This window comes from Micromonospora sp. NPDC049101 (genome assembly GCF_040648675.1).
GTDB lineage: Bacteria > Actinomycetota > Actinomycetes > Mycobacteriales > Micromonosporaceae > Micromonospora.
The window spans coordinates 39,047-61,876 of sequence record NZ_JBEZED010000002.1 but is presented as its reverse complement, the minus strand read 5'-3'; the positions used below and the strand labels follow the sequence as shown (position 1 = coordinate 61,876).

The following is a 22,830-nucleotide window of genomic DNA, read 5'->3' as shown; positions in this document are numbered from 1 at the left end:
GCAAAGCCGGTGAATGCGTACGCCGCAAGTCTGCGCAAACCTCGACGAGTCAGTAGCCACTGCACCGCCCGATGGTGCCGAGTCTTGTCAAGTACGGACGCGGTGCGACCCAAGTGGCTACCAAGCCATGCGCGGCACTCAGCCGGCTTTATCCCACTACCCCCCCACTTCATCGATCGCTTAGCCTAGACACCGTCTTTCCCGGCATCACCGCCACCACGTATGGCGGCGCCACCGCACTCGGGGTCACCTCTTGGTGATCTAGAAGCTACTCAAAGTGTCGGCCTTGCGACAGCGCCGATCCCTTTTTGTCGTATCGACAAAAAGCTATGGTCGAGCAGTGCCCGATGACACCTGGGAACCACCCCTGATCATGCTCGCTGTCGATCTCGTGATCCTCACTCTGCGCAGTGGTCGTCTGAACCTGCTTCTCGTGCGGCGCGGTGTTGAGCCGTTCGTCGGGCGGGCCGCGCTGCCTGGCGGGTTCCTCGCCGATGAGCGCGAGGACATCCTGAGCGCCGCCCGCCGGGAGCTGCGGGAGGAGGCGGGGCTCACCGACATCCCGCACCTGGAGCAGCTCGGTACATACGGCGACCCCGACCGTGACCCTCGTGGACGCGTGGTCTCCGTCGCCCACCTCGCCGTCGTGCCGCGCCTCCCCGAGCCCATCGCCGGAACCGACGCCGCGGCCGCCGAGTGGACGCCAGTCGACGATGTACTGGCCGCGCGGGTACCGCTCGCCTTCGACCACTTGCGCATCGTCGTCGACGGGGTGGAGCGTGCTCGCTCCAAACTGGAGCACACGGACCTGGCGACGGCCTTCTGCCCGGAGGTCTTCACCCTCACGGAGCTGCAGCAGGTCTACGAGGCCGTCTGGGGCACACCGCTCGACCCCCGCAACTTCTACCGCAAGGTCCAGGGCACGAAGGGCTTCGTGGTCCCCGCCGGTCCGCCCCGCGCCACGGGCACCGGCCGCCCGGCCCGCGTCTACCGCGCTGGTCCGCGCCGGAACCTCTACCCACCCATGATCCGCACGGTTCCGACCGTCGCAGCCGGAGGAGACGACAGATGATCAGACCTGTGGTCGTGCTCACCGCACTGGACCTCGAGTACAACGCGGTGCGCGAACGTCTCACGAACGTCGAGCCGCACGTACATCCGATGGGCACGCGCTTCGAGCGGGGCACCGTGACCCGAGGCTCCTGTGAAATCGTTCTCGGCCTCGTCGGCAAGGGCAACCACCCCTCCGCCGTCATCGCCGAGCGCGCTATGACCGAGTTCGATCCGGAAGCGGTCATCTTCGCCGGCGTGGCCGGGGCGCTCTGGCCCTCCATCGGCCTCGGCGACGTCGTCGTGGCCACCCACGTGTACGCCTATCACGGCGGCACCAGCGAGAGCGACGCGTTCCGCACCCGCCCTCGCGTGTGGGAGATCCCCCATGCCTGTGATCAGCTCGCCCGGCATCTTGAGCGGGAGCGGGGCTGGGCGCGGGGACTCACCGGAGTAGTGCCCCAGGTGCGGTTCGGCCCAATCGCCGCTGGGGAGGTCGTTCTCGACTCGGCGTCCTCGCCCGAGGCGACGCGCATTCGTGATCACTACAACGACGCGTTGGCGGTGGAGATGGAGTCGGCCGGGGTCGCCCAGGCCGCCCACCTGAACCGCTCCCTGCCAGCCGTCGTCGTCCGCGGCATCAGCGACCGTGCCGACGGGACCAAGGTCCACACCGACGGCGAGAACTGGCAGCCGCGTGCCGCCGCCAACGCCGCGGCCTTCGCCCTCGCGCTCGCTCAGGAGCTCGGGGCGCAGCAGGGCTCCTCTCCTCGCCGTCCTCGGAAAGAAGCAGGTGATGCGTCGATGTCCGGTTCCGTCAGAAACGTCGCCAAGGGCAACGCTCACGTCGGATTTCAAGCGCACACCGTTCACCACGCGACCGTCTACGGCGGGCCGGGCGGTGCGGGCGGGGAGACATTCCACGACCAGCTCGCAGACTTGCGCGCCTCGCTCCGTAAGTTCCATGAGGCGGGTGACGTGGACGCGGTCACCTACCGCGCAGCGGAGCAGGAGATGGACGCCGCCGCCGCCGACGTGCCTCCGGCCGACGACGAGGCACGGAGTCGTGCGACCACGGCCCTGCGGAAGCTGCGCGGCCTGCTGCTGGACTGGACGGACCTCGCCACGCGGGTCGTGGGGCTCATGGCGGCTCTGCGGGATCTGTCATGAGCGCCGGACCGCAGGAGAAGACGTTCACCAACGTCGCGGACGGCAATGCCTGGGTGGGTTTCCAGGCCCAGGAGGTCCACATCGAGGGCGGATACCACGTCAGCGACGACGACCCGCCTGAGCGGCAGTTCGAGGTCGGCCTCCGCTACCTGGAGATCAGCGCCCCGCCCGAGGCGAGAGAGCTGATCAGGAAAGCCATTGCCCGGGGCTACCAGAACTCCCGCGCCTACTTCTATCTGTCGCTCGCACTGTTGAGCGGCCGTACCCTGCAGAGCCTGACGGACCAGGAACTCGCGCAGCTGGCACACGTCCGCCGCTGGGCGGCGCAGCGCTCCGAAGATCCCTGGGCCCGGGGCATCAATGTCGTCGGCTCGCTGCTGGACTCACTGCCGCAGACCACGGCGGAGACTCCCGACCCGGCCGCGATCGGTGCGGTGGTCAAGGAATTCGAATCGCTCAACCCGCCCCTACAGGAAAGCATCCTCAACCACCTCGAGGTCTTCTTGGCCGGCCCGCACCAGGACTGGACCTGGCAGAAGACGTTCGCGACCGCCCGGCGGGACAAGACGGCCAACGACCGGGTGGAGCGGGTCTGGAAGTTCTTCCAGCCCAAGCCGATCCCTCCCCGGCCGGTTCCGCCGCACCCGATCCGCACCGACGCGGCGGACTATCTACGCACCCTCGGCGGCTCGGCACTGCTCCTCGTCACGGGCCTTGCGGTGGTCCAGCACGCCTGGGCCCACTCGTGGCTTCGCTCGGCCGGCTATCTGATGGTGGCTCTTGGAGCCGCCGTCGTCGCAGTCCGGGCCGGATTCACGATCAGGCTGGCTCGGCATCGACGCCAGGCAGCCCGCCAGCGTCTCACCTTCACACCCCGGCGTGCTCCCACACAGTCCGACCGGTTCGCCTCAGCGATGGACTCCCTGTTCGACCGCTACTTCGGACGTTACCTGCCGCCGGACATAGCCCGGGAGACGTGGCTGGCAGAGACGGCGGGCATCCGGCAGACCCTCCGTAACGAGCTGGTCGAGGTGTACCGGGAGCAACCGGTCGACGCCAAGCGGGTCGCCTGGTTAGTGAGATTCCTCGCCAGCGACGTCAAGCGGCAGTGGCTCAGCGGTGAGCTGACCGCGGATCCCGAGGACTCCCGAGTCCCATCCTCGACGCGGACCGCTTTTGGCATCTCAGTATTCGCCCTGGTGGTTACCGGGCCGCTGCTGCTGTGGCAGGCCCTCGTCGAGGCGCCGTTCACGACGGTGATCGCGACGGCCGGAATCGTGGCCGGGACTCGGCTCGCCATCCAGGGCTGGCTCGCGATCCTCCTCAAGGGCCACCGCTACCGGGACGACCTAGACCGGGTCCGGCGCGACTACGAGGACCGGCGCGCGGCGTACGACCGGTGGGTGCGCAAGTTGGAATCGAAGCCGACCGACGCGGAGATGGCGCACTGGCTCGATTGCGACCGCAAGATCCTGGTCGAGGACACGCTGCGGCACTACCGCGTGGCCGCGCAGGACGTCATAGCGCACGCCTTCATCGAGGCGCCCGTGCCCGGGTGCAAGCGGGCCCGGGTCAGCAAGGGACCCTGGCGCTACTCACGATACAAACTTCTCCTCTTCCTGCTCACCAAGGACGGCGTCCGCCAGGTCACGGTCACCCTAGACTTCGAAACCATGGAACTCGGCGATCAGCAGCGCCTCACCTACCAGTACAACTCGGTCGTGGCGGCGCACGTCGTCGATGCCCGCAGCGGCGAGAAGAAACTCTCCCTCACCCTGACGAACAATCCCCGGGACGAGCTGACGATCACCGGTGAGTGGCCAGGCATGCCGGAACTCGGCGACGACGACCGCATCGCCTCCCAGGTCTCGCTCGACGCCTCGGGCCTCGAACGCACCCTGCACGTGCTAGAGGGCATCGCTGCCGAAGGCAAGGAATGGATCACCCACGAGAACCGCCGAGAACGCGCCGGCCTCCGGCGGCTCGTCGCAGCGATGGAGGGCTGACAATCGCGATACTGCTCGGCGCGGGGGTCAGGGTCGGGCAGCACCGCGGTTTGGGATGCTGCAGGGTGGTGCTCGGCGACACGGACGTCATCGATCCAGCCTCGCTCAGAGGTCAGCCGGCTGGTACCTGCGGACCTGCGGACCTGCGGACCTGCGGACCTGCTACGGACGTTAGTGCCGACACCTGCCGAAGGGTTGGTGATGTCGGCTAGCTGACGGCCCGGCACCTAGCGCTGACCCAGGGTCCGGGCGCGAAGAGGCCGCCACCCCACTGCCCCGACCGGGTTGCCCTCGGAACAGTAGAAGCGCGTCGAACTCCGGTCCTTCGTCCCTGCTGGCCATAACACCTCGCCTGCCGCTCATACGGCGGCGGCCCGCGGGACCATCGCCCACCACTTCCCCCGCCCCCGCCACCCGTGCACGCCGGGGGGAGTGTGAATCCTTGACGGATCGACAAGTAGGGCCGTCACATGCAGGCAGGACATGCGGGGTTGTCGCGATGCTGTCGCAGCCGAACGGGGCAACGGTAGAGGTGGCAGAAGCTCACCTCTACTGAGGAGGACGTCATGAGACAGAACCCGAACCGGGGCCGCGTCTACCGCTGCTGCGCCTGTCGTGACAGCACCGGCAGACTACTCGGCCCCCGGTGCCCCAAGCTGTCCAAGGCGCGGCACGGCGGCTGGGCGTTCGCCGTCGACCTGCCGAGCCTGAACAAGCGCAGCACCATGCGCCGTACCGGTTTCGCCACCAAGGCGGCGGCCTCGGCGGCCCACTCACATGTGCTTGAGTGCGAGCGCGCCGGTGTCAGCCTCGACGACAGCGAAACGGTCGCCAGCTACCTCACCTGCTGGCTTGAGACCAAGTCCCCGGCCCTAAAGACGAACACCGTGAACCGCTACACCGCCTACATCCACAACGACCTCATCCCCGCGCTCGGTGCCGTGCCCTTGGAGCGGCTCACTCACGACCACGTCACCCAGTTCATCCAGCGTGAGCTCGCCGCCGGCCGCGGCCCGGTCACCCTGCGCCGCTGCGTGACGACCCTGTCGAGCGCGCTCAACGACGCCCGCCGCAACCACCGGCTGCCCCACAACGCCGCCCGCTTCGCCATGATCCCCCGACCGCCGGAAACCGAGCTCACCTGCTGGAGCACCAGCCAGACAAGCGCGTTCCTGCGGCACTGCCACGCCGTTGAGGATCCGCTCGCGGACCTCTTCGAGTTGATGGTCTGCACCGGGATGCGCAAAGGCGAGACTCTGGGCCTGCACTGGGCCGATGTGGACCTTGATGCACGAGCACTATTCGTGCGCTGGACGTTGGTCAGCGTCGACAACAGCCGCAGCATGTTGAACGCGCCCAAGACCCACGGCAGCCGGGCCTGGGTCGCCCTGTCCACCCGCGCCGTCGACGCGTTGCAGCGGCAACGCCGCCGCCAATGCCGGCAACAGGTGACCGCCCGCCATCACGACAATCTCGACCTCGTGTTCGCCAGACCCGATGGCCAACCCCTACGGCCGCAGTACGTGCTCGACCACCTGCGCCACCTCACCGCCGACGCCGGGCTTCCGGCAATTCGGGTGCACGACCTGCGACACATCGCCGCCACGATCATGATCAACCAAGGGGTGCCGATCGCCGTGGTGTCCAAGACGTTGCGCCACAAGAACGTGGCCACCACCGTCGACATCTACGGCCACCTCACCCGCGACGCCGCCGCCGACGGCGTGAGCGCCACCTGCGCGGCCCTCGACGCGGCCGACGCCCGGGCCGCCTGAGCGCCACTGCAAGATCCGTGCGTGGATGCGACAGCAGCGCGACAACACAGCCCTGAAACAACCACAGGGGATATGCCTCCGTCGGCATATCCCCTGGTCAGATGCGTCGGGACGGCCGGATTCGAACCGACGACCCCTTGACCCCCAGGCCGGACGATACCGGCTCGTGCCGGACATGCAGGTTAACGGCCAGGTGCGGTCCGAAGCAGATCGAGCCCTATCAGGACCTACCGGACCGTCCGTGAGACGGTTGTGAGATATCACGGACGGTCCGGCCTGGGAGAAGCGCTGAAGATTGCAGCAGCGCCTCTCCGTTGACCCAGGGCTCGGTTCACAGGCTCTTCAGCAGCTCGTACAACTCATTTCTGCCGCAGGCGCCTTCGACACACGATGACCGGCATCGGCGTTAGTGGCCAAGTGGTCGATCGACCTCCTCGAGCACATCGATTAACTCGAGTCGGCCATGCCGGCCGGCATGACGCCCGTGGTGCCGTAGGCGAGCTCCCTCCGCAACTAATCAACGAAGCCTGCGGCGACAAATGACCCTCTGCCCTGGAAGCGGGGCGCCGGGGTGCCGTAACCGCTATCCCGAGCGATACCTAACGCTCGCGCAGCAATGCATCCCTCACGTCGTGCTCTTTCGCAGATCAGTTGGTAGGTCGCCGGCACATGACCTCACTTCTTCCAACCGGTCAATGCAGCCTCAGGGGTCGGCCCGTCGCTCCGCTTGGGCCTCACCAAGTAAGCTGCAGCAAGCTTGCTTGCCCCGGCTACGAACTCCCAACGCCAACCGGAGCTGAGACCCGCTGGGAACGATCTTGCGAACCCTGGTGAATGAAAACCACGAAGTTGATCTATAACGCCGCAGGTCAAGAAGCCTGCTCCCCGCGCACGCTGGGGTGATCCCCCACCTCGGGCGGGGCGGGCGCTACTGCGACCCTGCTCCCCGCGCACGCGGGGGTGATCCGTTCAGCGCGTGCTGGGCGCAGGCGTTCGGGTCCTGCTCCCCGCGCACGCGGGGGTGATCCGTGCTCGGCGTGCGCCTTGGCGAGGTCCCGGCACTGCACTGCTCCCCGCGTACGCGGGGGTGATCCCGGTCTGCTCGGCGTCCCGCAGGACCCGGTGCCCTGCTGCCCGCGCACGCGGGGTGATCCGACGGTGAAGTGATCCGGTGGCCTCGGGGTGGCCTGGTCCCCGCGCATGCGGGGCGATCCGCAGTGCATCAACCCGAAGGCACCCAGCGAACCCTGCTTCCGCGCATGCGGGGTGATCCCCCGTGCAAGGACTTCCCAGGGGTGTTGCAACAGCCGCTCCCCGCGCATGCGGGGGTGATCCCTGGTCGACGTCGTAGTGCACTCCGGCGAGACGCTGCTCCCACGCATGCGGGGGTGACCCCTCGGGCCGGACGGGCACGCTGACTGACGTTCCCTGCTCCCCGTGCATGGGAGGTGATCCTACCTGCACAATTGCCCGCCGGACATCGATGTCGAATGCTTCCCGCGCATGCGGGGCTGATCCCTCCTTGCGGCACAGTTCGACCTTGCGCAGCAGCTGCTCCCCGCGGACGCGGGGGTAGTCCGTGGTTTGAGTACGACCAGCACTACAACGACCACTGCTCCCCGCGGGTGCGGGGGCGACCCCTTAGTCTGGGAGAGCGGGAACGCGCGGAACGTCTGCCCCGCGCAGGTGGGGCAATCCTCTGACCGAGGCACTCCGGGTGGTGGAAGTCGCCTGCTCCCCGCGCACGCGGGGGTCTGGTCACGAGCTGCAGGTGCTGAGCGTGCTTTGAAGTGCGGACTTCTCCGACGCCTGCAAGGTCAGGCCCCAGCTGTACTTCACAGTGATCCACATTTTGGCGTAGGTGCACCGGTACGACGACAGGGACGGCTGCCAGGTGGAGGGGTCCTGGTCGCCCTTGGACTGGTTCACGTTGTCCGTCACTGCAATCAGCTGCGGACGGGTGAGGTCGTTGGCGAAGCTCTGCCGGCGACTGGTCGTCCAGGAGTTGGCCCCGGAGCGCCACGCCTCGGCAAGGGGCACGACGTGGTCGATGTCAACGTCAGAGGCAGCCGTCCAGGTGGCCCCATCGTAGGGGCTGTACCAGCGGCCGGAGGTGGCCGCGCAGGAACTGTCGACGACGACGGCCGTGCCGTCGCGCTTGAGAACCTGTTCGCGGGTGTTGCAGCTACCGCTGACCGTGATCCAGTGCGGGAACAGGTCCCGCGAGTAGCCACTCGTCGAGCCCTGCGCCGCCACGGTCAGGGCGTTGAGCTGCGACTGCGCCGTCGCCTTCGACGGGATCCAGGGAGGCGTGGCCGACGCCGGCTGCGCGCTGACCCCGACCAGGCCCGCGACGACGGTGAGGACGGCTACGGCTCTGTGGCGCATGACGCGTGGGATACGGGCGGAGAGTCGAGCTACCCGCATGAGGGCCTCCTCGGCAGTGGATGGAGAGCAACCATCTCCGACGATCATGTACATCCATGCCCTTGCTTGTGAAGGGGCAGGGAAGCAGCTACGAAACTTCGACGAGCTTGAGCGTCACTGGTTCGCGGGCGTGGACTGGGGAGTCCCAGGGATCCCAGACCACGCCTGCCATTGCGCATGCTCCCGCCCGGCGGTCGGCGTGTTCTGGCCCCCGCCGTACGGATGCCATTTCCGGCGCTGCTCAATTCGACGATCAGGTCGGACCGAAGCCCGGGTAGAAGGGCCGGGAACCTCATCCCCGCCAACATCGTCTCAGAGGTGCCCGAATGCCTACATTCGTCCACCAGGGATTAATATGCGAATATTCGTCAAAGGGCTCGTCGTAATGATGACCGTGGCAGGCCTTACCGCATGTGCTCGGGGTACGTCCACGGTGGCCAACGGACCGGTCGGCGGACCGGAGGCGAAGCCATCGACATCGCTCACCGGCACACCAACCGTCCAGACCGGGTGGACCTCCTGCGCGGTCAATGCCCCGGTCGGCGCCGACGGGCGTCCGCCCCACGCCCTCACCCTGCCGCGCCTGGGCAACGAATTCACGGTCGCGTCCGCGATCCACTGCCAGCTCGGTCCAAAGCAGCGCGCTGACGGCGGCGAGGACCTAGTCCTCACCGAGGACCGCGCCACCGATCTGACGGCGCTACTTGCCGCGCTACGCCTGCCCGATGACACAACTGCCATCGAGGCCTGCACCACAGAGATGCCCTGGGAACCGAACCTGCTGCTATTTGACGCCCACGGCTACTGGATCCGGCCGGGGTTGCCGGTGGACACCTGCGGAAATCCCCTCGCCAAGGTATCGGAGGCGGTGCGCGCTCTGCGGTTGACCACGGTGTCGGAAACGGTCGTACGGGAAATCGTGTCGGCCGGAGCTGCCGCCTCCGGATGCAGCCAGGACTGGTCGACAATGGCGGCCGCCGAGGCACGGTCAGGCCCGGTGTCGATCCCGTCAGCCGCGACGCTGCGCCTGTGCGTGTTCCGAGTGCCCGCGCAACAGCAGGGCACACCCCAGACCGCCGGAACCTTCGAATACGGATTCCTCCTGCCTCAACAGCGGCGCGCGGCCATCGAACGAACGTTGGCGCTGCTACGCCCGGCCAAGAAATGCTCGGGTACCGCAGACCGGTTCGCCGTGTTGCAAGACGCCACCGTCATGGGCGGTGACGCGATCCACGTCGAACTCGATCATTGCCGGCGGGTGCTGGCCACACCGGTCTACGGCCCGTCGATCTTGGCCCAAGCCGACAACACGCTCATCGAACTGTTCAAGCGGTAGGCGCCAGAGCTAGGCCAACTCGCCATCCTTACCAACGCGACGAGCAGCGTCCGCCCGATCTCGGCCTCAGACACGATCCCGGACTAACCCGCTCGGCTGTAGCCGAGCTTGCCTGCCCAGATGGCCCCATACCGACCGAGACCGAGTGGACGATCTTGCGGAGCCTAGTGAATAAAAACCGCAAAGTTGATCTATAACGCCGCAGGTCAAGAAGTCTGCTCCCCGCGCACGCGGGGGTGATCCCACGGCCGGCATCGCCTTGCCGTCGAGGGTCAGACTGCTCCCCGCGCACGCGGGGGTGATCCCCGTACTTCATCGACCGGGCCGCCACCTACGGTCTGCTCCCCGCGCACGCGGGGGTGATCCCATCGACCACCGCTGCCACAACGTTGACCCGACCTGCTCCCCGCGCACGCGGGGTGATCCTTGGGCGCCGGCGCGCTGCTGGTAGCAGGTGGCCTGCTCCCCGCGCACGCGGGGGTGATCCACTCGGGCGCACCGCCGGACCCATATATTCAGTCTGCTCCCCGCGCACGCGGGGGTGATCCGTATGCGGAGTCGGGGCGCGCCGTGCTCAACCCCTGCTCCCCGCGCACGCGGGGTGATCCCCGAACCCAACCCATCCCATCGCACGAGAGAGACTGCTCCCCGCGCACGCGGGGGTAATCCAAGCACCCGAGCCGCCGAACCGCGCCGGCCGCCCTGCTCCCCGCGCACGCGGGGGTGATCCGATGAGGTTCCGCAGCGGGTAGCCGATCGCGTTCTGCTCCCCGCGCACGCGGGGGTGATCCCCAACTAACCAACCAACCGGAGTAACCAGCTCCCTGCTCCCCGCGCACTCGGGGGTGATCCCCAAGCCCAGACATGCTCGCTCAGGGTGTCGCCGTGCTCCCCGCGCACGCGGGGGTGGTCCCAAGATGTGGGCGCAGCTCCAGGCGGGGGAGGGGTGCTCCCCGCGCACGGGGGGATCCGGCGTCGCAGGTCTTTGTCGACGCGAACGAGCACTGCTCCCCGCGCATGCGGGGGTGATCCCGCCGCCGCCCGCTCCGGCGGTGTGACCGGGGGTCTGCTCCCCGCGCACGCGGGGGTGATCCCCGATCCAGGTCTTCCTCGTTTCGCTCTAGCGCCGGCTCCCCGCGCAGGCGGGGGTAATCCCGAGGACGACACCTCGGGTAGCAAGGCGGCTCACTGCTCCCCGCGCACCGGGGGTGATCCCAGCCACCGCGCCCGGCGGGGCCCCTCCGGGACCTACTGCTCCCTGCCCAGAGGGGGATGATCCTTCTCTCCGCCTCGAGAACCACCCCTTCGCTGCTCCCCACGCATGAGGAAGGTGATCCGAACTCCCAGGCGCTGCACAAGGGCGGAAGTCCGCTACTCGCGCACTCAGGTATCCCAGAACGATGCCGAGCAACACCACCGCCGATGCCTGCTCCACGCACGGCGATTATCCTCCTCGGCAGCCACGCCGAGCCCCACAAAGATCACTCAGCAGCATAGGGATGGCCCTTACTTGCGGCTGGCTGGGCTGATAGCGAAATACTCACCGTGCGATCGAGGATCCCATCGATCGGTTGATGCCATGCCCGACCATTGACCCTCGACCGTAATCATCAGCATCAGCTCCGCCGCCAGTACGGCGCCAATCGCCCTTGCCAGTCCAGCGTCTCTACGCCGGACGCCCACGCTTCCCAAAACGGCGGCGCCTTGCCGCTTTGCTCCAACCGCCGGGTATCGCAGGGTTGACGATCGGGTCGACAGGGCGACGCATCAGGGTGACCCCGTCGAGATCCACGGGCACCCAATGATGGTCGTGGGCCACGAACGAAAGCCGCTGCTCACCAGGAGCCTGATAGACCATCAGGGCGCGCCCTACGCCTGCCATCTCGATCACCCGAGCCCACAACCTGTCGCGCACTCGGGTGCTGATTTGTCCTACGTATACACCTGCTGACAGCTCCAACAGCCATTGCGTCAAATGCCCACGCAGCCCGGGCGGGCACGCGGTGAGGATGATGACGGTCATTAGAAATCAACCTCACTGATGTCGGCGTAGTTGCGGCCAGCGGTGAGTTCGATGCCGCTGTCGTCCCAGAGGCGGAGGGGATCCTCGTCCTCCATCTCACCGCCCGGTTGCGGCTGGAGGAGCAGCATACGGATGTCGCGGACACAACGCGCGAGGATCGCGCCGTCATGAACACGGTCACGTACGGCGCGCCGGGTGTCGGCGCCGATGTCAGTCGATCCGCTGGCCACCACATCGAACGCAACGGGGATGGTGATCTCCGCCTTGTATAGGTCCGCGATGTCGTAAACGAAGGCACGTTCATGCCCGGTGTGCACGAATCCGAGACCGGGCGCGGCCCCAAGCGCGACGATGACGGCGTGCACGATGCCGTACAGGCAGGCGTGCGCGGCTGACAACGCCTGGTTGATGGGGTCGCCACCGGCGAAGTCGGCCTGGTCATAGTCACGGTGACTCCATGCGACGCCACTTCGCTGGGAGTGTTCCCGGTAGGTCCGGCGGACTCGTGCGCCCTCCTTGCCACGTAGTTGCTGCATCGTGAGATTGGCGGTGCTTTCGCCCGGGAAGCGCATCGCGTACATGGTGCGGGCAACGGCAAGCCGGCGGTCACGGTTGCTGACGGCAGCAGCCTGCGCCAGAAGCAGCCGGCTGGAGGCGGCCAACGAGCGACCGTGGGCGTAGTAGCGCACTCCCCGCTCGCCGACCCAGATGGCAGTCGCACCGTGGTCGGCGAGCAGGGCGATGGCCTGGTGGGTGATGCTGGTTCCAGGGCCGAGCAGCAATACGCCCACTGAGGCCGCCGGGATGTGCACCACTCCTCGGTCATCGGTGGCGGTGATCGCGTTGCTGTCTCTGTGGATCACGCTACGTTCGAGATAGAGGAAGCTGATTCGGTCCTCGGCGCGGGTCAGATCGGCGAGTTCGGCTGGTGGTACGCCAGGGATCTTCATCCCATCAGACCGGTATCACCTGGCGGGGGCGAGCGTGAGCAGGCCGCAGCCGTACGCCTTTGCGTGCCCGATTCCGCAGGTCAGCGTCCGGCGGAAGGCATCCGCGTCGGTTATCTGGAGGATGCCGTCGTAGGTGACGGTGGTCAGGGTGACGGTCGCCAGGCCGCGCTTGAAGGTTTGCGTCTGACGGCGATGCAGCCGTAGGTTCGGGCGTCCGTCCTGCTGATCAGCCAGCGCGAATCCATTTCGGGCGGCGCGGCTTGTCAGCCAATCCATCTGCGCATCTTCACGTTGGAAGCCGAAGCGTTGCGTCTCCTTTGAGTCACTGGTCTTGCGCCCGCTGTGAGTCGGGTTGGCGGTCAGCCGAAACGCCCAGTCCTGTCCGGTGTTCAGCGAGCCGAGCAGTCCGTCGTAGTCGCGTGTCACCCACGCCTCGGTGGTGGGCCAGCCTGCCTGCTCGACGAGATGGGTGAGGTCGGGTCGGCCCGGGCTGACGACGTAGAGGTGAACGGTCGCGGGCGCCGACGCGTCGAGCCGCCACAACGTCCGGGCGCCGTCCCGTTCGTGATCGTCTGGATTGGCGAAGGCCGAGCGGACCGCGGCGTGCATGGCATGCGGCGACGAGAGCAGCTTCCGTGCGCCTCGGCGCGCCGGGTTGATCTGAAATCGGGTGAGGAACAACTTCAGCCTCCCAGCAGGCTTAACGGGTCATGCTCGGTAACGCCCGTCTGATCCGCGCGATCGTTGGTGATGTCTACGTGCCGACGCAGAATCGACCGCCAGGTGTGCTGCCGGTGCGCCGGATCAAAGCTGACCGGCTCGTCGGGCACGGTCTCGGTAATCGGCTCGCCGGGTCGGGCGTCCCTGATGATCTCCAGTCGGATCGTGCGGCCCGCCTTGCGGCGATACCAGTCCGCGGCGAGCCAGGGCCACGAGGTCAGGGCGTTGTCGAGGCTCTCATCGTGGACGCCAAGGCTGATCGGCCCGACCGGCGGGCATGAGCGGCGTCCGAGGTAGAGCGGGAACTGCGGCCGGCCCAGCGCGTCCGCCAGGCCGTGTAGCAGCTCGCTCTCGCCGCTGACGGCGGCGAGGAAGGCTGCGTCTGACAGGTAGAAGCGGTAGGTCAGTGGTGCGCTGAGACGGCCGTCGAGAGAACGAGCGGTCTGGAAGTCTCGCAGGATTTGCCCCGGCTGGTCGAGGCGTACCCCGAACTCCAGACCGAGTAGGTCGGTGAGCGGCTCAGTGCGTCGTACACCTTTGGCTGCGGCAAGCAGCCCGATGACACCGCTCTTGGTCGGCGCGACCTCGGTGCCCCGGCGGGCGAAGCGGCTGGACGACCCCCACGATTGCAGTGGGCCGGCCAGCCTGAGCAGCAGGACGCTCATGCCGGCTGGCCGAGCGCTACGGCGACGTGCTCTCCCACCCCGGTGACGAGTTCGCCAAAGCTGACCGCCTTACCGAGGTCGGCGAGCACCGCGGTCTTCTCGCCGACCTGGGTGACCCAGCTGGCGACCGGCCGCTCGCCGAAGGCATTCTCGACCGCCGCGGTGTGCTTGGCCAGGGCAACGGCGGCCAGTTCGACGCGGCCGGCGGCGTTCGTCTCGCGGATGGGCGTCTCGAACGCACCGACGAGATTGATCGGCTGCGAATCGCGGAGCCTCACCAGCACGGCGTCGGGCAGCGTCCGGTGGGCGAACGTGTTCTGCTTCCCCGACGGCATGCTGCGGGCGAAGGCGACCAGGAACGCTTCGACGGCTGCACGGGTGGCTTCCGCGTCGCCGAGGGTACGGTGCAGCGCGTCGACGTCGACCGTGGCGTATCGGTACAGGGTGGACGAGTTGAACTCGATGGTGCCGATCATTCCGGCGCCGGTCTCAGCGACATCGGCCTTCCGGTCGTCGACCGCGGTGAAGTAGTCAAACTCGTTGTCGACGGCGTGCACGCTGATGGCGTGGGAGACCTGGCAGGCGGCGTCGACGTTGATGTCCGTCATGTCCGCCATCATTCGCCCGAACATCGCGATGTCGACCGAGTGGTCCGTGTTGGCCAACGCCTTGAACCGGGCCTTGTCCAGCGGAGTGCCGGTGCGCGCGGTTTCCAGCGCGGCGGCGGCAAGGTTGTCCAACTGCTGGTGGCTGAGGAAGAGCAGGTAACCGGATTCGACGTCCTTGACCTCGCCCTTCTTCTTCTCAGCCTTGGCAAGGCCGGAAGCGACGAACACCTCAGCGGCCAGTGCGGACGCGCTCTCGTCGGACTGGCTCGGGTCGAGGGCCTTGATCCGTGTCGCGAGTGACTCGCCCACACGCTTGGTTCGCTCGCCGAGCTGAGAGCGGTCGAGCAGGTCAGCGAACGCGAGCCGGACGGCTCGCTTCCATGCCTGGCTGGATACACGTGCGCGCCGTACGCCGCCGTAGACGGCAGTCTTGGGCGAGCCGGTGTCGTCGCGATTGAGGTTGCTCGGCGGCACCGTCTGCAGGGCGTAGACGTCAATGATGGTGCGGCTCATGATGGGTACTCCTCAGAGGGCTCGGCGGTGAGGGCCTGAACGTCGATGCTCGGCTGGCTGCGGAACGACTCCCGGCCCCAGATGGCCTGGATCTGGACACGACCGCCGGGTCGGCGAAGGGTGTGTAGGTCGTCGGCGAGCAGGCCATAGTCGACGGGGACCTGGTGTTCTCGCAGCATGGTCGTGAGGCTGCGGAGGTGGTAAATGCTCTCTTGGTAGGTGCTGGCGGTGCCGAGGGCCGCGAAGCGGCGGCGCACCCCCTCCGGACCGTTGGACTTGCGGACGAGGTCAGCCAGGGCGAGGCCCAGCCCGCGTCCGTTCACGTGCATCCGCTCCCGGCGTGACTGCTGGTGCAGCGCGTACAGGGTCACTGCGTCGTGTACCGCGTGCTCGGTGTCGGCCGCCTCGGCATCATCGGCCGGCCGATAGCCCAGCAGGTGCTCCGGCACCTGCAGGTACCTCTCCAACGTGAAATCGAAGCCCGGAGCTCGGCCGATCCCGCGCCTTAGCCTGGCCAGGGCGCTCACCGCCTCCGGTTGCGATGCGTCGCTTAGCAGTCGCGCCTGCAGGCTCCCCACCGTACGGGCGACGTGCTCACCAAGGTCCTTGCGGCGCCGGACCCACGGCTTGCGCGCCGGCGCAGGTGGGGGGTCAATCTCCACCACGGTCATGCTGGTTTCTCCTGCCGTTGTTGCGGAGTCTCGGCTGCCATTGGCAGCGCCTTGGCCAGGCCGCGGCGGAACCACGCCTCAGCCTGGGAGCTGGAGTAATGAACTTCTCGGCCGTTTCGGTCGACGCCCGCGCGGCCGATCCAGGCCGCTGGGCCGGTTGCAGCGACCAGCTCGTCACCGAGCCGAAGGATGGCCCGGCGCACCAACCGCTGCCACGAGGCGCGCTCGGTCACCGGGTCACTGTCCGGACCAAGGCGCGCCAGCCAGTCGCGAAAGTCCTGGTCGAGCCGGGCGTACGCCTGCTCAGCGGCCCGCTCGGCGTCACCGCTGTCGATGTCCCGGCTACCCGCGGCGCGGGCCAAGTTGTCAGCGAGCCGACGCAGCACCTTCACCGCACTCTCGGCGTCAGCTGCGGCGTCGACGGCTGCCGTGCGCAGCTCAGAGTGTTCGACCAGCAGCAGCACATTCATGGTCAACGCGTCGCTGAACACCTCATCGACGACTGCCTGCTGGGTGCCGTAGGTAACGCTGGTGGCGCGCGGACGAACCCGAAAGTCCGGCCCGACCACCCCGGTGACAGTCAGCCGGGCCAGCCACTGCACCACCATCGGCGAAAGCCGCTGTGGCGGTTCGGCGCCGGGTGGTGGCGGCGCCGGCAGCAAGGTCTGCAGACCACGCCACAGTGCCCGGCTGTGGTCATGTGGCCGCGGTAGGTAGATCGGGGTCCGCCTCTGTTCGCGCTCGCGCGGCCCGCTGCGTCCCCACACACTCATCGGTTCCAACAGGTGTCGATCCTGCCAATCGAGTCGGTCACCGATGGCGATCATGGCACCGGTGATGCCGCCGGCATCACCGAAGAGCCGGACGCGGCGCGCCTGCCAGGTATACAGACTGAGCAATCCGTAGGGGCCGCGGGTCGCATCGCTCTCTTCGTAGGCCGCCTGTGGCTCGCGTTCCCACACCGGCAGGTCTCGATCGTCGCCGTTCTGCCAGCCGGGCGCGACCGGCACCAGGTTGAGCAGCAGCGTTTCCCGCAGAGTCGCACCCTCAAGGTGGACACCACCCAACGCCCCGAGAGATCCCACGCCGATCGGATAGCCTCGCCCGCCCTTGACCCGTGGGTCTCCGACGGCACCCGTCTTGATGCCGGATGGGTCGTACGCCTGGCAGTGCACCAACCAGCGGGCCGCCTCTGCAGGCGAGATCGACTTCATCCCTTCCCCAGCACGCGTGGTCAGGAACGGAATGCCATTGGGCACGTCAGCGATCAGCCGCTCCAGCCCGAACGTGTTGTTCTTGGCCGCCCGCAGGTCCGCGACCTGGTAGAACGGCTTTTCCGGGTGCAGCAGATCGAAGCGGTCACGGAACGCTCCGAGATAGTCGGCGACATCCGCGACCGGGAGTTGCGGGGCATGCCACAGTGCCCGCCAAGCGCCGTCGCCGGGCGGGCCGCCTGTCGTTCGGTGCAGGACGGCGAGCGCGAGTCGCAGGATCGCGAACGACTGGGTGGGCAGCTCGCAGGCGATCATGCGGATGTCGCTGGCCTGTTCGAAGAGGCCGAGCAGCGACACTTCGCGACACTGTCCCGCCGCGTCCAGCACCGGGATCCAGGCTTCATCTACGAGCACGAAACCGGTTTCTTGGTTGGTACTTGTCAAGGCTGCTCACCACCGTCTAATCTCGACCAGGTTCCACGAACAAAGTAAGCACACTGAGTGCCGCAAGCAAGCGTCAAGATGTCGGCTGCAACTGCCCTCGCCTTGGAGGGGTGATCCGTAAGCTCACTGGGTCGCAGCCATGCTCCCCGCGTAGGCGGGGATTTTCACCCAGCGCGGACGACATGGAGACCCCTGTGAAGGTCGTAGTGGAGATCGAAGGGGCCCACGCGGGCACAGCCGTCACCATCAACTTCAAGGACGAGTTCCCCCGCGAGCCAGGGGTTGTGTTGCCAGGCGCTCAAGTCGATCCGGCCCTCCAGGTCGGCGATGACCTCGTCGATGACGTCGGGTGCGGTCATGGCCCTTGGCATCGGGAGGGTACAGGCGGCGACGGAGCGACCCAGCCGCCAACTGGGGGTGGAAGCGGTCGGGATGACTACCCCACCGCCGTCGATCCATGGGGCGAGTCTTAGCCCGTCCGGTGTCCGTACCAGCAGCAGGACCTCAAGGGTTTCGCCGTCGGTGTCGCGGACGTAGCCCTGCGCTGCGCGGTCGTCGGCACCTGCGACGCCTCCGGAGAGCCAGCTGATCAGGGGCACCCCCGCCTCGGCCACACTGGCGAGGCGGAAGCCATCCGCCTTCATCTCCTTGGCTGCGATTTCGTCTCGCTGCTTCGCCTCTGCCTCAGCCATTGCCGGTTGCCACGACGGTGGCCCGACTGGTTCGCCGCCGTAGGCGGACTGGGTGAGTGGCGCGATGTCGGACGGGATTCGTAGCGGGGCGCCGTCCAGGTGTGGCAGCAGCACCGCGGCGCTGCGCAGGAGCATGGCCAGTTGGTAGACGCGACGCGAGCCGGCGACCGGTTGCGGCGGTTCGGTGCTCCAATCCGCACCAGTGACCCAGCACTCCGGTGTCCCGAGCCGAGCAGGGCGGCCGTCTCGGTGGTGGCGGTGTAGCCGGCCGATGCGCTGCAGCACCAGGTCGATCGGGGCCAGGTCGGTGACGAGCAGGTCGAAGTCGATGTCAAGGGACTGCTCGGCGACCTGGCTGGCAACCACGACGTGACGGTGAGGGCGGTTGCCGCTGCCCGGCGGCCCGAAGGTGTCCCGCAGCCAGCGATCTTTTGCGGCGCGGTCGACGGCCATGAACCGGGAATGCGCGACCGATACCGGAGTGTCTGGCCCGAGCACCGCCCGGAGCACGGTCGCGGTCTCCTGGACTCGTGCCACGGTGTTACGGACCACGAGCACGCAACCCCCGTCGGTCAGCCGTTCGCGCAACAGCTCCCCCAACGCAGGCAGATCGTCGTCCAGACGACGCAGTTTCACTTCGACGTTGCGCCCGGAGTCCGAGCAGCTGGTGGCTGCGGCACCCCGATCGCTCGTGGAAATAGTGACCAGGGGGTATCGCAGGTCGGCTCGGAGGTGGGCGTACGGGTCGACCCTCGCTTTGCCGCGGTCGCGCCAGGTGAGTGCGGGCAAGGGTCCGAGGCGGCCGTTGTCGTACGCCGCCATGAGCTCGGCCCGTCGGTGGGCCGGCAGTGTCGCGGAGAGGACGACGACCGGGACGCCGTACGCGCCCAGCCACTCCAACGCCCGGTCCAGGAACCGCCCCATGAAGACGTCGTATGCGTGTGCCTCGTCAATGACCACTACCTTGCCGGCGAGACCAAGGTGGCGCAGCACCAGGTGCTTGCTGCGCAGCGCTGCGAACAGCAGTTGGTCGATGGTGCCCACCACGAAGCTGGACAGCAGCGTCCGCTTGGAGCCGGCAAGCCAGCGGTGTACGCCGATGGCCGCGCCGCCGGTGTCCTCGGCGATGCCACTCGGGAGCGACGTCATGCGCAGCTGGTCGTACTCGGGGTTGAGTGCCGCCTTGCCGTGCGCCAGCCGTACGTCACGGTCACCTCGACCGACCCGGGCATCGGGTAGCCGGCGCAGCCAGGAGAGCATGCGGGCGAACATTGCGTCGCTGGTTGCGCGGGTAGGTAGCGCGAGGTAGCAACCGGATGCTCCGGTGCGCCGCGCCAAGATCTCGACCGCCGCCAGCGCTGCCTCTGTCTTGCCCTCCCCCATCGCCGCCTCGACGATCATCATCCCGGGCGCAGGCATGGACGCAGCGAGTTCAGCAACCGTGCGCTGGACCGGGCGTGCCGCCGCGCCGGCAGGTAGCTCGAACCGCGCGTTGAACAGTTCGTCAACGCTCACCGGTGGCGCAGCCGGCAGCCATGGTATGGGCAGGTCCAACAACTCCCAACCGGTCGTCAGCCGGTCATCGTCTGCACTGTCCAGGACGTATGGAAAGAGTTCCTCGTTGCTCGCGATCCAGTCGGCGACGATGACCAGGCCGGTGAGGGCAGCCTGCACGGGCTGCGACAACGGCACGCTTCTCCAGTCGAGAAGGCGTTCTGCTGCGCCAGACCGGTCGGCCATCCAGGTCAGGATCTCGTGCTGCACATGCAGCCACGCCTGGTCGCCGAGCAGGTACGGGCGCACCTGCGCGTCACGGAGGCCCTCATCGGTCGGCGGGGTGCCGTGGTGGCCACCGACGATGACTGCGTACTGGTGTGGATCGATCCACTCGTGCTGCTGGAGCCAGTCAGCCAGAATGAGGTGTCCAGCGGTGGCATGGGGGGCGTACTTGCGGTCGGCGCGGACCAGGTCCCGGTCGTATCCGAGCCCATGGTCACGCATCCGCTCGGCCAACCCGTATGCCTGGCAGGCGAAGGCAGGGGTGGCCTTGCCGATGTCGTGCACTCCCGCAATCCAGACAGTCAAGGTCCGGGCGTCTGCGTCGCCGCCGGGCATTTCGTCTGCGATACGTCGACGAACCGCAGGGCTCAGCCAGTAATCCCACAGCCGTCCGGCCACATCGGCAGTGTCAGCCAAGTGGCGCCACAGCGGCAGCCACCCGACCGGTGAGGTGCCCGTCCGGTCAGTCTTACCCCAGGCTGACCGGGCCGCGTCCCCAAGCTTCGGAGTTGCGGCAGCGATGGGGGTGTTCATGGGGCCGCCGGCAGCAGCGCGCTGGGTGTGCCGCTGTGCGACAGGTAGAGCACGTCACGGGCGCGGGTCAACGCGACGAACAGGAGGCACCGCTCTCGCTGCAGATCCTGCTTGTGCCCGTGCGGATCCTCCGTCGCCGCTGTCAACGCGTGTGGCGCCGGCAGCACCCCTGCATCCAGCCCGACAACTGCAAGGCATTGGAATTCCAAGCCTTTCATGCGATGCATGGTGGCGATGTGCACTCCGTCGACGCCTCGTTGGTCGTCGGCGACGGGAATATGGGCGTCGCTCAGGGTCTTGCTGATGGCCTTGACGAGCTGCCCAGTACGGACGGCCACGCCGATTGCATGCGGCTCTACGTCCTGCTCCAGCCAGGTCCCGATACGCTCGATGAGCGCTTCGAACTCGCTGTCGCGGTCGTCGCAGGCTACGACCTTGGGTACGCCACCACGCGTGAGCGAGCGGTAGCCCCGCAGCGTGTCACCCTCGCCGTCCAGGCCGACGGCGGCGTCTCCGTTCAGGACCTTCACTGAGAGATCCAAAATCTCATGGGTTGTGCGGTAATTGACGGTGAGCCGGCGGGTTCGGCCACGGACCTCAATGCCGAGCTGCGCCAGCGACACGTGGTTGTCGTAGATGCGCTGGTACGGATCGGCGAGCAGGAACATGTCGTTCGGGCCGGACGCGACCAGTGCGCGCAACAGGCGCCACTGCGCCGGGTGGAGATCCTGCCCCTCGTCAACGATGACGTGTCGGTACGGGGGCGGTGACTGCCGCGCGATCCTGGCCGCATCGTCAGCGAGCTGGGTGTGCGTGCTCATCCGCCGTTTCGTCAGGTCCCGCCTGACAGCTTCGATCGCGTTCCACACCTGCTCGCGTTGGGTTGCGCGGAGCCCTTCGCCGCGTCCCTTGCGTGGGGCGTCGCGGTAGGCCTCAAGGGTGGTCAACTGCTGGGCCAGCACCACTTGCTCCCACTCTCGCCTGAGGAAGGCCGCGCTGAAGGTCCTGACTTGGCCGGTCCGACTCAGATACGTGGGTCCTGCCTTGGCTGTCGCTTCCCACAGTCGATCCGTGACTTCGCCATCGGCGACCGTGATCTTCCGGCCGCTTCGAGCAGCAATCTCGTAAGCCAGCTTGTCGACGCTGACCACATCGATACGAGCCCGGACGGCCGGGTCCGCAGTGAGTCGATAGAGCTGCCTGCCCAAGGAGTCCGCGAGCGCGCGGGTGAATGTGGTCAGCAGCACCTTGCCGCCGCCCTCTGGCAGCCGCTCGGCGAGAAAGACCGCCCGATGCAGACCGGTGACTGTCTTGCCGGTCCCAGCACTGCCAGTGACCAGCGCGGGACCGCTGTAGGTCTCCCGGTAGGCCACGTCGCGTTGCGTCGGGTGCAGGAACGTCCGCCAGACATCGAAGGGGTGGGCGAGAATGGCAGCCAGCTCCACCGGACCAGAGACGAAGGCGATCCGCTCCGGAGTGCGGTGCGCTGCGGCCAAGAGATCCTCAGTGTCCACGCCCGATACGATCCGGTCAGCGAGTTCTGCCCACACCTCTGTCACGGACAGGCCACTGGCCAGCCCACGCAGAACGTCGAGCTGCACGTCAGGCAGGCGCGCGCCAAGACTCTCTAGCTGCTGGTCGGTGGCGATGATGCGCAGCAGTGGTACCAAATCCTCGTCCACGCCGAGTCGGAGGAAATCCGCGGGGGAGACGCGGTCGAACAGTCCGCCAGCGGGCGATGCCGACGGTTCAGCCCGACTGAACTCCTCAATACCTACCTGGTCGCGCATCTCCAACACGCCGAGTGCCTGGTTGACGGTGAATCGGCGACTCACCGCGAAGGCGATGGCATCGTCGTGCGGCAGGACGTTGAGCAGAGCGTACTTCTGCTCTCCGAGGGCAAGCACAACACCGCGGTAGAACTGGTCGATGCGGATGGTGCGGATATTCGGGTCTCGTGCGCCGGCCAGCTTCTCCAAGTGCAGGCCAGCATGGGTGTGCTCGGCGAACCTACTGATGGCCGAGACCACGGCGTGTTGCACCCGGCGCTGCAGCCTGGCATAGGCGGGAAGGAACCCCCGCTCGATGGCCAACTCAGCCACACCACTCACCTTCCTCGTTGCCCCGGTTCGACCCGAGCGGCACCAACCACGGCATCACCGTGTGCGTCCAGGACCGGTGCCGGCGCAGGACCCAGTAGAGCACCTTGTGAACACAGCTTGCAAGAGTATTGTCGTTCTAAATATTCACCAG

At 67.4% G+C, this 22,830-nt stretch carries 15 protein-coding genes and 1 CRISPR repeat array; of the genes, 5 read left to right on the top strand and 10 right to left on the bottom strand.

The window, feature by feature from the left end:
• Window positions 1-340 precede the first annotated feature (340 nt).
• From AB0B57_RS02975 to AB0B57_RS02960, 4 genes are all read left to right on the top strand, one after another.
• Window positions 341-1,072 (top strand): NUDIX domain-containing protein, encoded by a 732-nt coding sequence (locus AB0B57_RS02975; RefSeq protein WP_357064598.1) that lies wholly within the window; start codon window positions 341-343, stop codon window positions 1,070-1,072.
• An 8-nt stretch (window positions 1,073-1,080) separates the two neighbouring features.
• Complete coding sequence (locus AB0B57_RS02970) at window positions 1,081-2,220, top strand: 5'-methylthioadenosine/S-adenosylhomocysteine nucleosidase (RefSeq protein WP_357064596.1); 1,140 nt, start codon at window positions 1,081-1,083, stop codon at window positions 2,218-2,220.
• A complete protein-coding gene (locus AB0B57_RS02965) occupies window positions 2,217-4,226 on the top strand; it encodes a hypothetical protein (protein ID WP_357064595.1) in 2,010 nt (669 codons plus the stop codon). The genes AB0B57_RS02970 and AB0B57_RS02965 overlap by 4 nt, the downstream gene beginning before the upstream one ends.
• Window positions 4,227-4,792: 566 nt before the next feature.
• Window positions 4,793-6,001: a tyrosine-type recombinase/integrase gene (locus AB0B57_RS02960; protein ID WP_357064593.1), complete on the top strand. Its 1,209-nt coding sequence runs from the start codon at window positions 4,793-4,795 to the stop codon at window positions 5,999-6,001.
• Window positions 6,002-6,878: 877 nt separating this feature from the next.
• Window positions 6,879-7,456: direct repeats of the CRISPR family, unit length 29 nt; unit sequence CCTGCTCCCCGCGCACGCGGGGGTGATCC.
• Window positions 7,457-7,759: 303 nt separating this feature from the next.
• On the opposite strand, the gene AB0B57_RS02955 is transcribed toward AB0B57_RS02960, so the two are convergent.
• On the bottom strand, window positions 7,760-8,389 hold the full coding sequence (locus AB0B57_RS02955) for an HNH endonuclease family protein (RefSeq protein WP_357064591.1): 630 nt from the start codon (window positions 8,387-8,389) through the stop codon (window positions 7,760-7,762).
• Window positions 8,390-8,861: 472 nt separating this feature from the next.
• Here AB0B57_RS02955 and AB0B57_RS02950 point away from each other — a divergent pair, with 472 nt between their 5' ends.
• A complete protein-coding gene (locus AB0B57_RS02950) occupies window positions 8,862-9,764 on the top strand; it encodes a hypothetical protein (RefSeq protein WP_357064590.1) in 903 nt (300 codons plus the stop codon).
• 1,666 nt (window positions 9,765-11,430) lie between these two features.
• On the opposite strand, the gene cas2e is transcribed toward AB0B57_RS02950, so the two are convergent.
• The 9 genes from cas2e to AB0B57_RS02905 form a co-directional block, all read right to left on the bottom strand.
• Window positions 11,431-11,787 carry a type I-E CRISPR-associated endoribonuclease Cas2e gene (gene cas2e / locus AB0B57_RS02945; RefSeq protein WP_357064588.1) on the bottom strand — a complete coding sequence of 119 codons (357 nt, stop codon included), beginning with the start codon at window positions 11,785-11,787 and terminating at the stop codon, window positions 11,431-11,433.
• A complete protein-coding gene (gene cas1e / locus AB0B57_RS02940; protein WP_357064586.1) occupies window positions 11,787-12,737 on the bottom strand; it encodes a type I-E CRISPR-associated endonuclease Cas1e in 951 nt (316 codons plus the stop codon). Before cas1e ends, cas2e begins: the two co-directional genes overlap by 1 nt.
• Before the next feature lie 15 nt (window positions 12,738-12,752).
• A complete protein-coding gene (gene cas6e / locus AB0B57_RS02935) occupies window positions 12,753-13,418 on the bottom strand; it encodes a type I-E CRISPR-associated protein Cas6/Cse3/CasE (RefSeq protein WP_357064585.1) in 666 nt (221 codons plus the stop codon).
• A gap of 2 nt (window positions 13,419-13,420) precedes the next feature.
• Window positions 13,421-14,122, bottom strand: a complete 702-nt coding sequence (gene cas5e / locus AB0B57_RS02930) for a type I-E CRISPR-associated protein Cas5/CasD (RefSeq protein WP_357064583.1) — start codon at window positions 14,120-14,122, stop codon at window positions 13,421-13,423.
• The gene (cas7e, locus tag AB0B57_RS02925; RefSeq protein WP_357064581.1) at window positions 14,119-15,243 is read right to left on the bottom strand and encodes a type I-E CRISPR-associated protein Cas7/Cse4/CasC; all 1,125 of its coding nucleotides are present in this window, start codon (window positions 15,241-15,243) and stop codon (window positions 14,119-14,121) included. The genes cas5e and cas7e overlap by 4 nt, the downstream gene beginning before the upstream one ends.
• Window positions 15,240-15,914 (bottom strand): type I-E CRISPR-associated protein Cse2/CasB, encoded by a 675-nt coding sequence (gene casB / locus AB0B57_RS02920; RefSeq protein ID WP_357064579.1) that lies wholly within the window; start codon window positions 15,912-15,914, stop codon window positions 15,240-15,242. The genes cas7e and casB overlap by 4 nt, the downstream gene beginning before the upstream one ends.
• On the bottom strand, window positions 15,911-17,572 hold the full coding sequence (gene casA, locus AB0B57_RS02915; protein WP_357064578.1) for a type I-E CRISPR-associated protein Cse1/CasA: 1,662 nt from the start codon (window positions 17,570-17,572) through the stop codon (window positions 15,911-15,913). Before casA ends, casB begins: the two co-directional genes overlap by 4 nt.
• 164 nt (window positions 17,573-17,736) lie before the next feature.
• The gene (gene cas3, locus AB0B57_RS02910) at window positions 17,737-20,577 is read right to left on the bottom strand and encodes a CRISPR-associated helicase Cas3' (RefSeq protein ID WP_357064577.1); all 2,841 of its coding nucleotides are present in this window, start codon (window positions 20,575-20,577) and stop codon (window positions 17,737-17,739) included.
• Window positions 20,574-22,679: a UvrD-helicase domain-containing protein gene (locus AB0B57_RS02905; protein ID WP_357064575.1), complete on the bottom strand. Its 2,106-nt coding sequence runs from the start codon at window positions 22,677-22,679 to the stop codon at window positions 20,574-20,576. The genes cas3 and AB0B57_RS02905 overlap by 4 nt, the downstream gene beginning before the upstream one ends.
• Window positions 22,680-22,830: the final 151 nt, after the last annotated feature.

Excerpts from the sequence above, each read along its gene's own strand:
- AB0B57_RS02960 (WP_357064593.1), top strand. The coding sequence starts at position 4,793 with ATGAGACAGAACCCGAACCGGGGCCGCGTCTACCGCTGCTGCGCCTGT.
- casB (WP_357064579.1), bottom strand. The coding sequence starts at position 15,914 with ATGACCGTGGTGGAGATTGACCCCCCACCTGCGCCGGCGCGCAAGCCG.
- cas7e (WP_357064581.1), bottom strand. The coding sequence starts at position 15,243 with ATGAGCCGCACCATCATTGACGTCTACGCCCTGCAGACGGTGCCGCCG.
- AB0B57_RS02965 (WP_357064595.1), top strand. The coding sequence starts at position 2,217 with ATGAGCGCCGGACCGCAGGAGAAGACGTTCACCAACGTCGCGGACGGC.
- AB0B57_RS02955 (WP_357064591.1), bottom strand. The coding sequence starts at position 8,389 with ATGCGCCACAGAGCCGTAGCCGTCCTCACCGTCGTCGCGGGCCTGGTC.
- cas2e (WP_357064588.1), bottom strand. The coding sequence starts at position 11,787 with ATGACCGTCATCATCCTCACCGCGTGCCCGCCCGGGCTGCGTGGGCAT.
- cas1e (WP_357064586.1), bottom strand. The coding sequence starts at position 12,737 with ATGAAGATCCCTGGCGTACCACCAGCCGAACTCGCCGATCTGACCCGC.
- cas5e (WP_357064583.1), bottom strand. The coding sequence starts at position 14,122 with ATGAGCGTCCTGCTGCTCAGGCTGGCCGGCCCACTGCAATCGTGGGGG.
- cas3 (WP_357064577.1), bottom strand. The coding sequence starts at position 20,577 with ATGAACACCCCCATCGCTGCCGCAACTCCGAAGCTTGGGGACGCGGCC.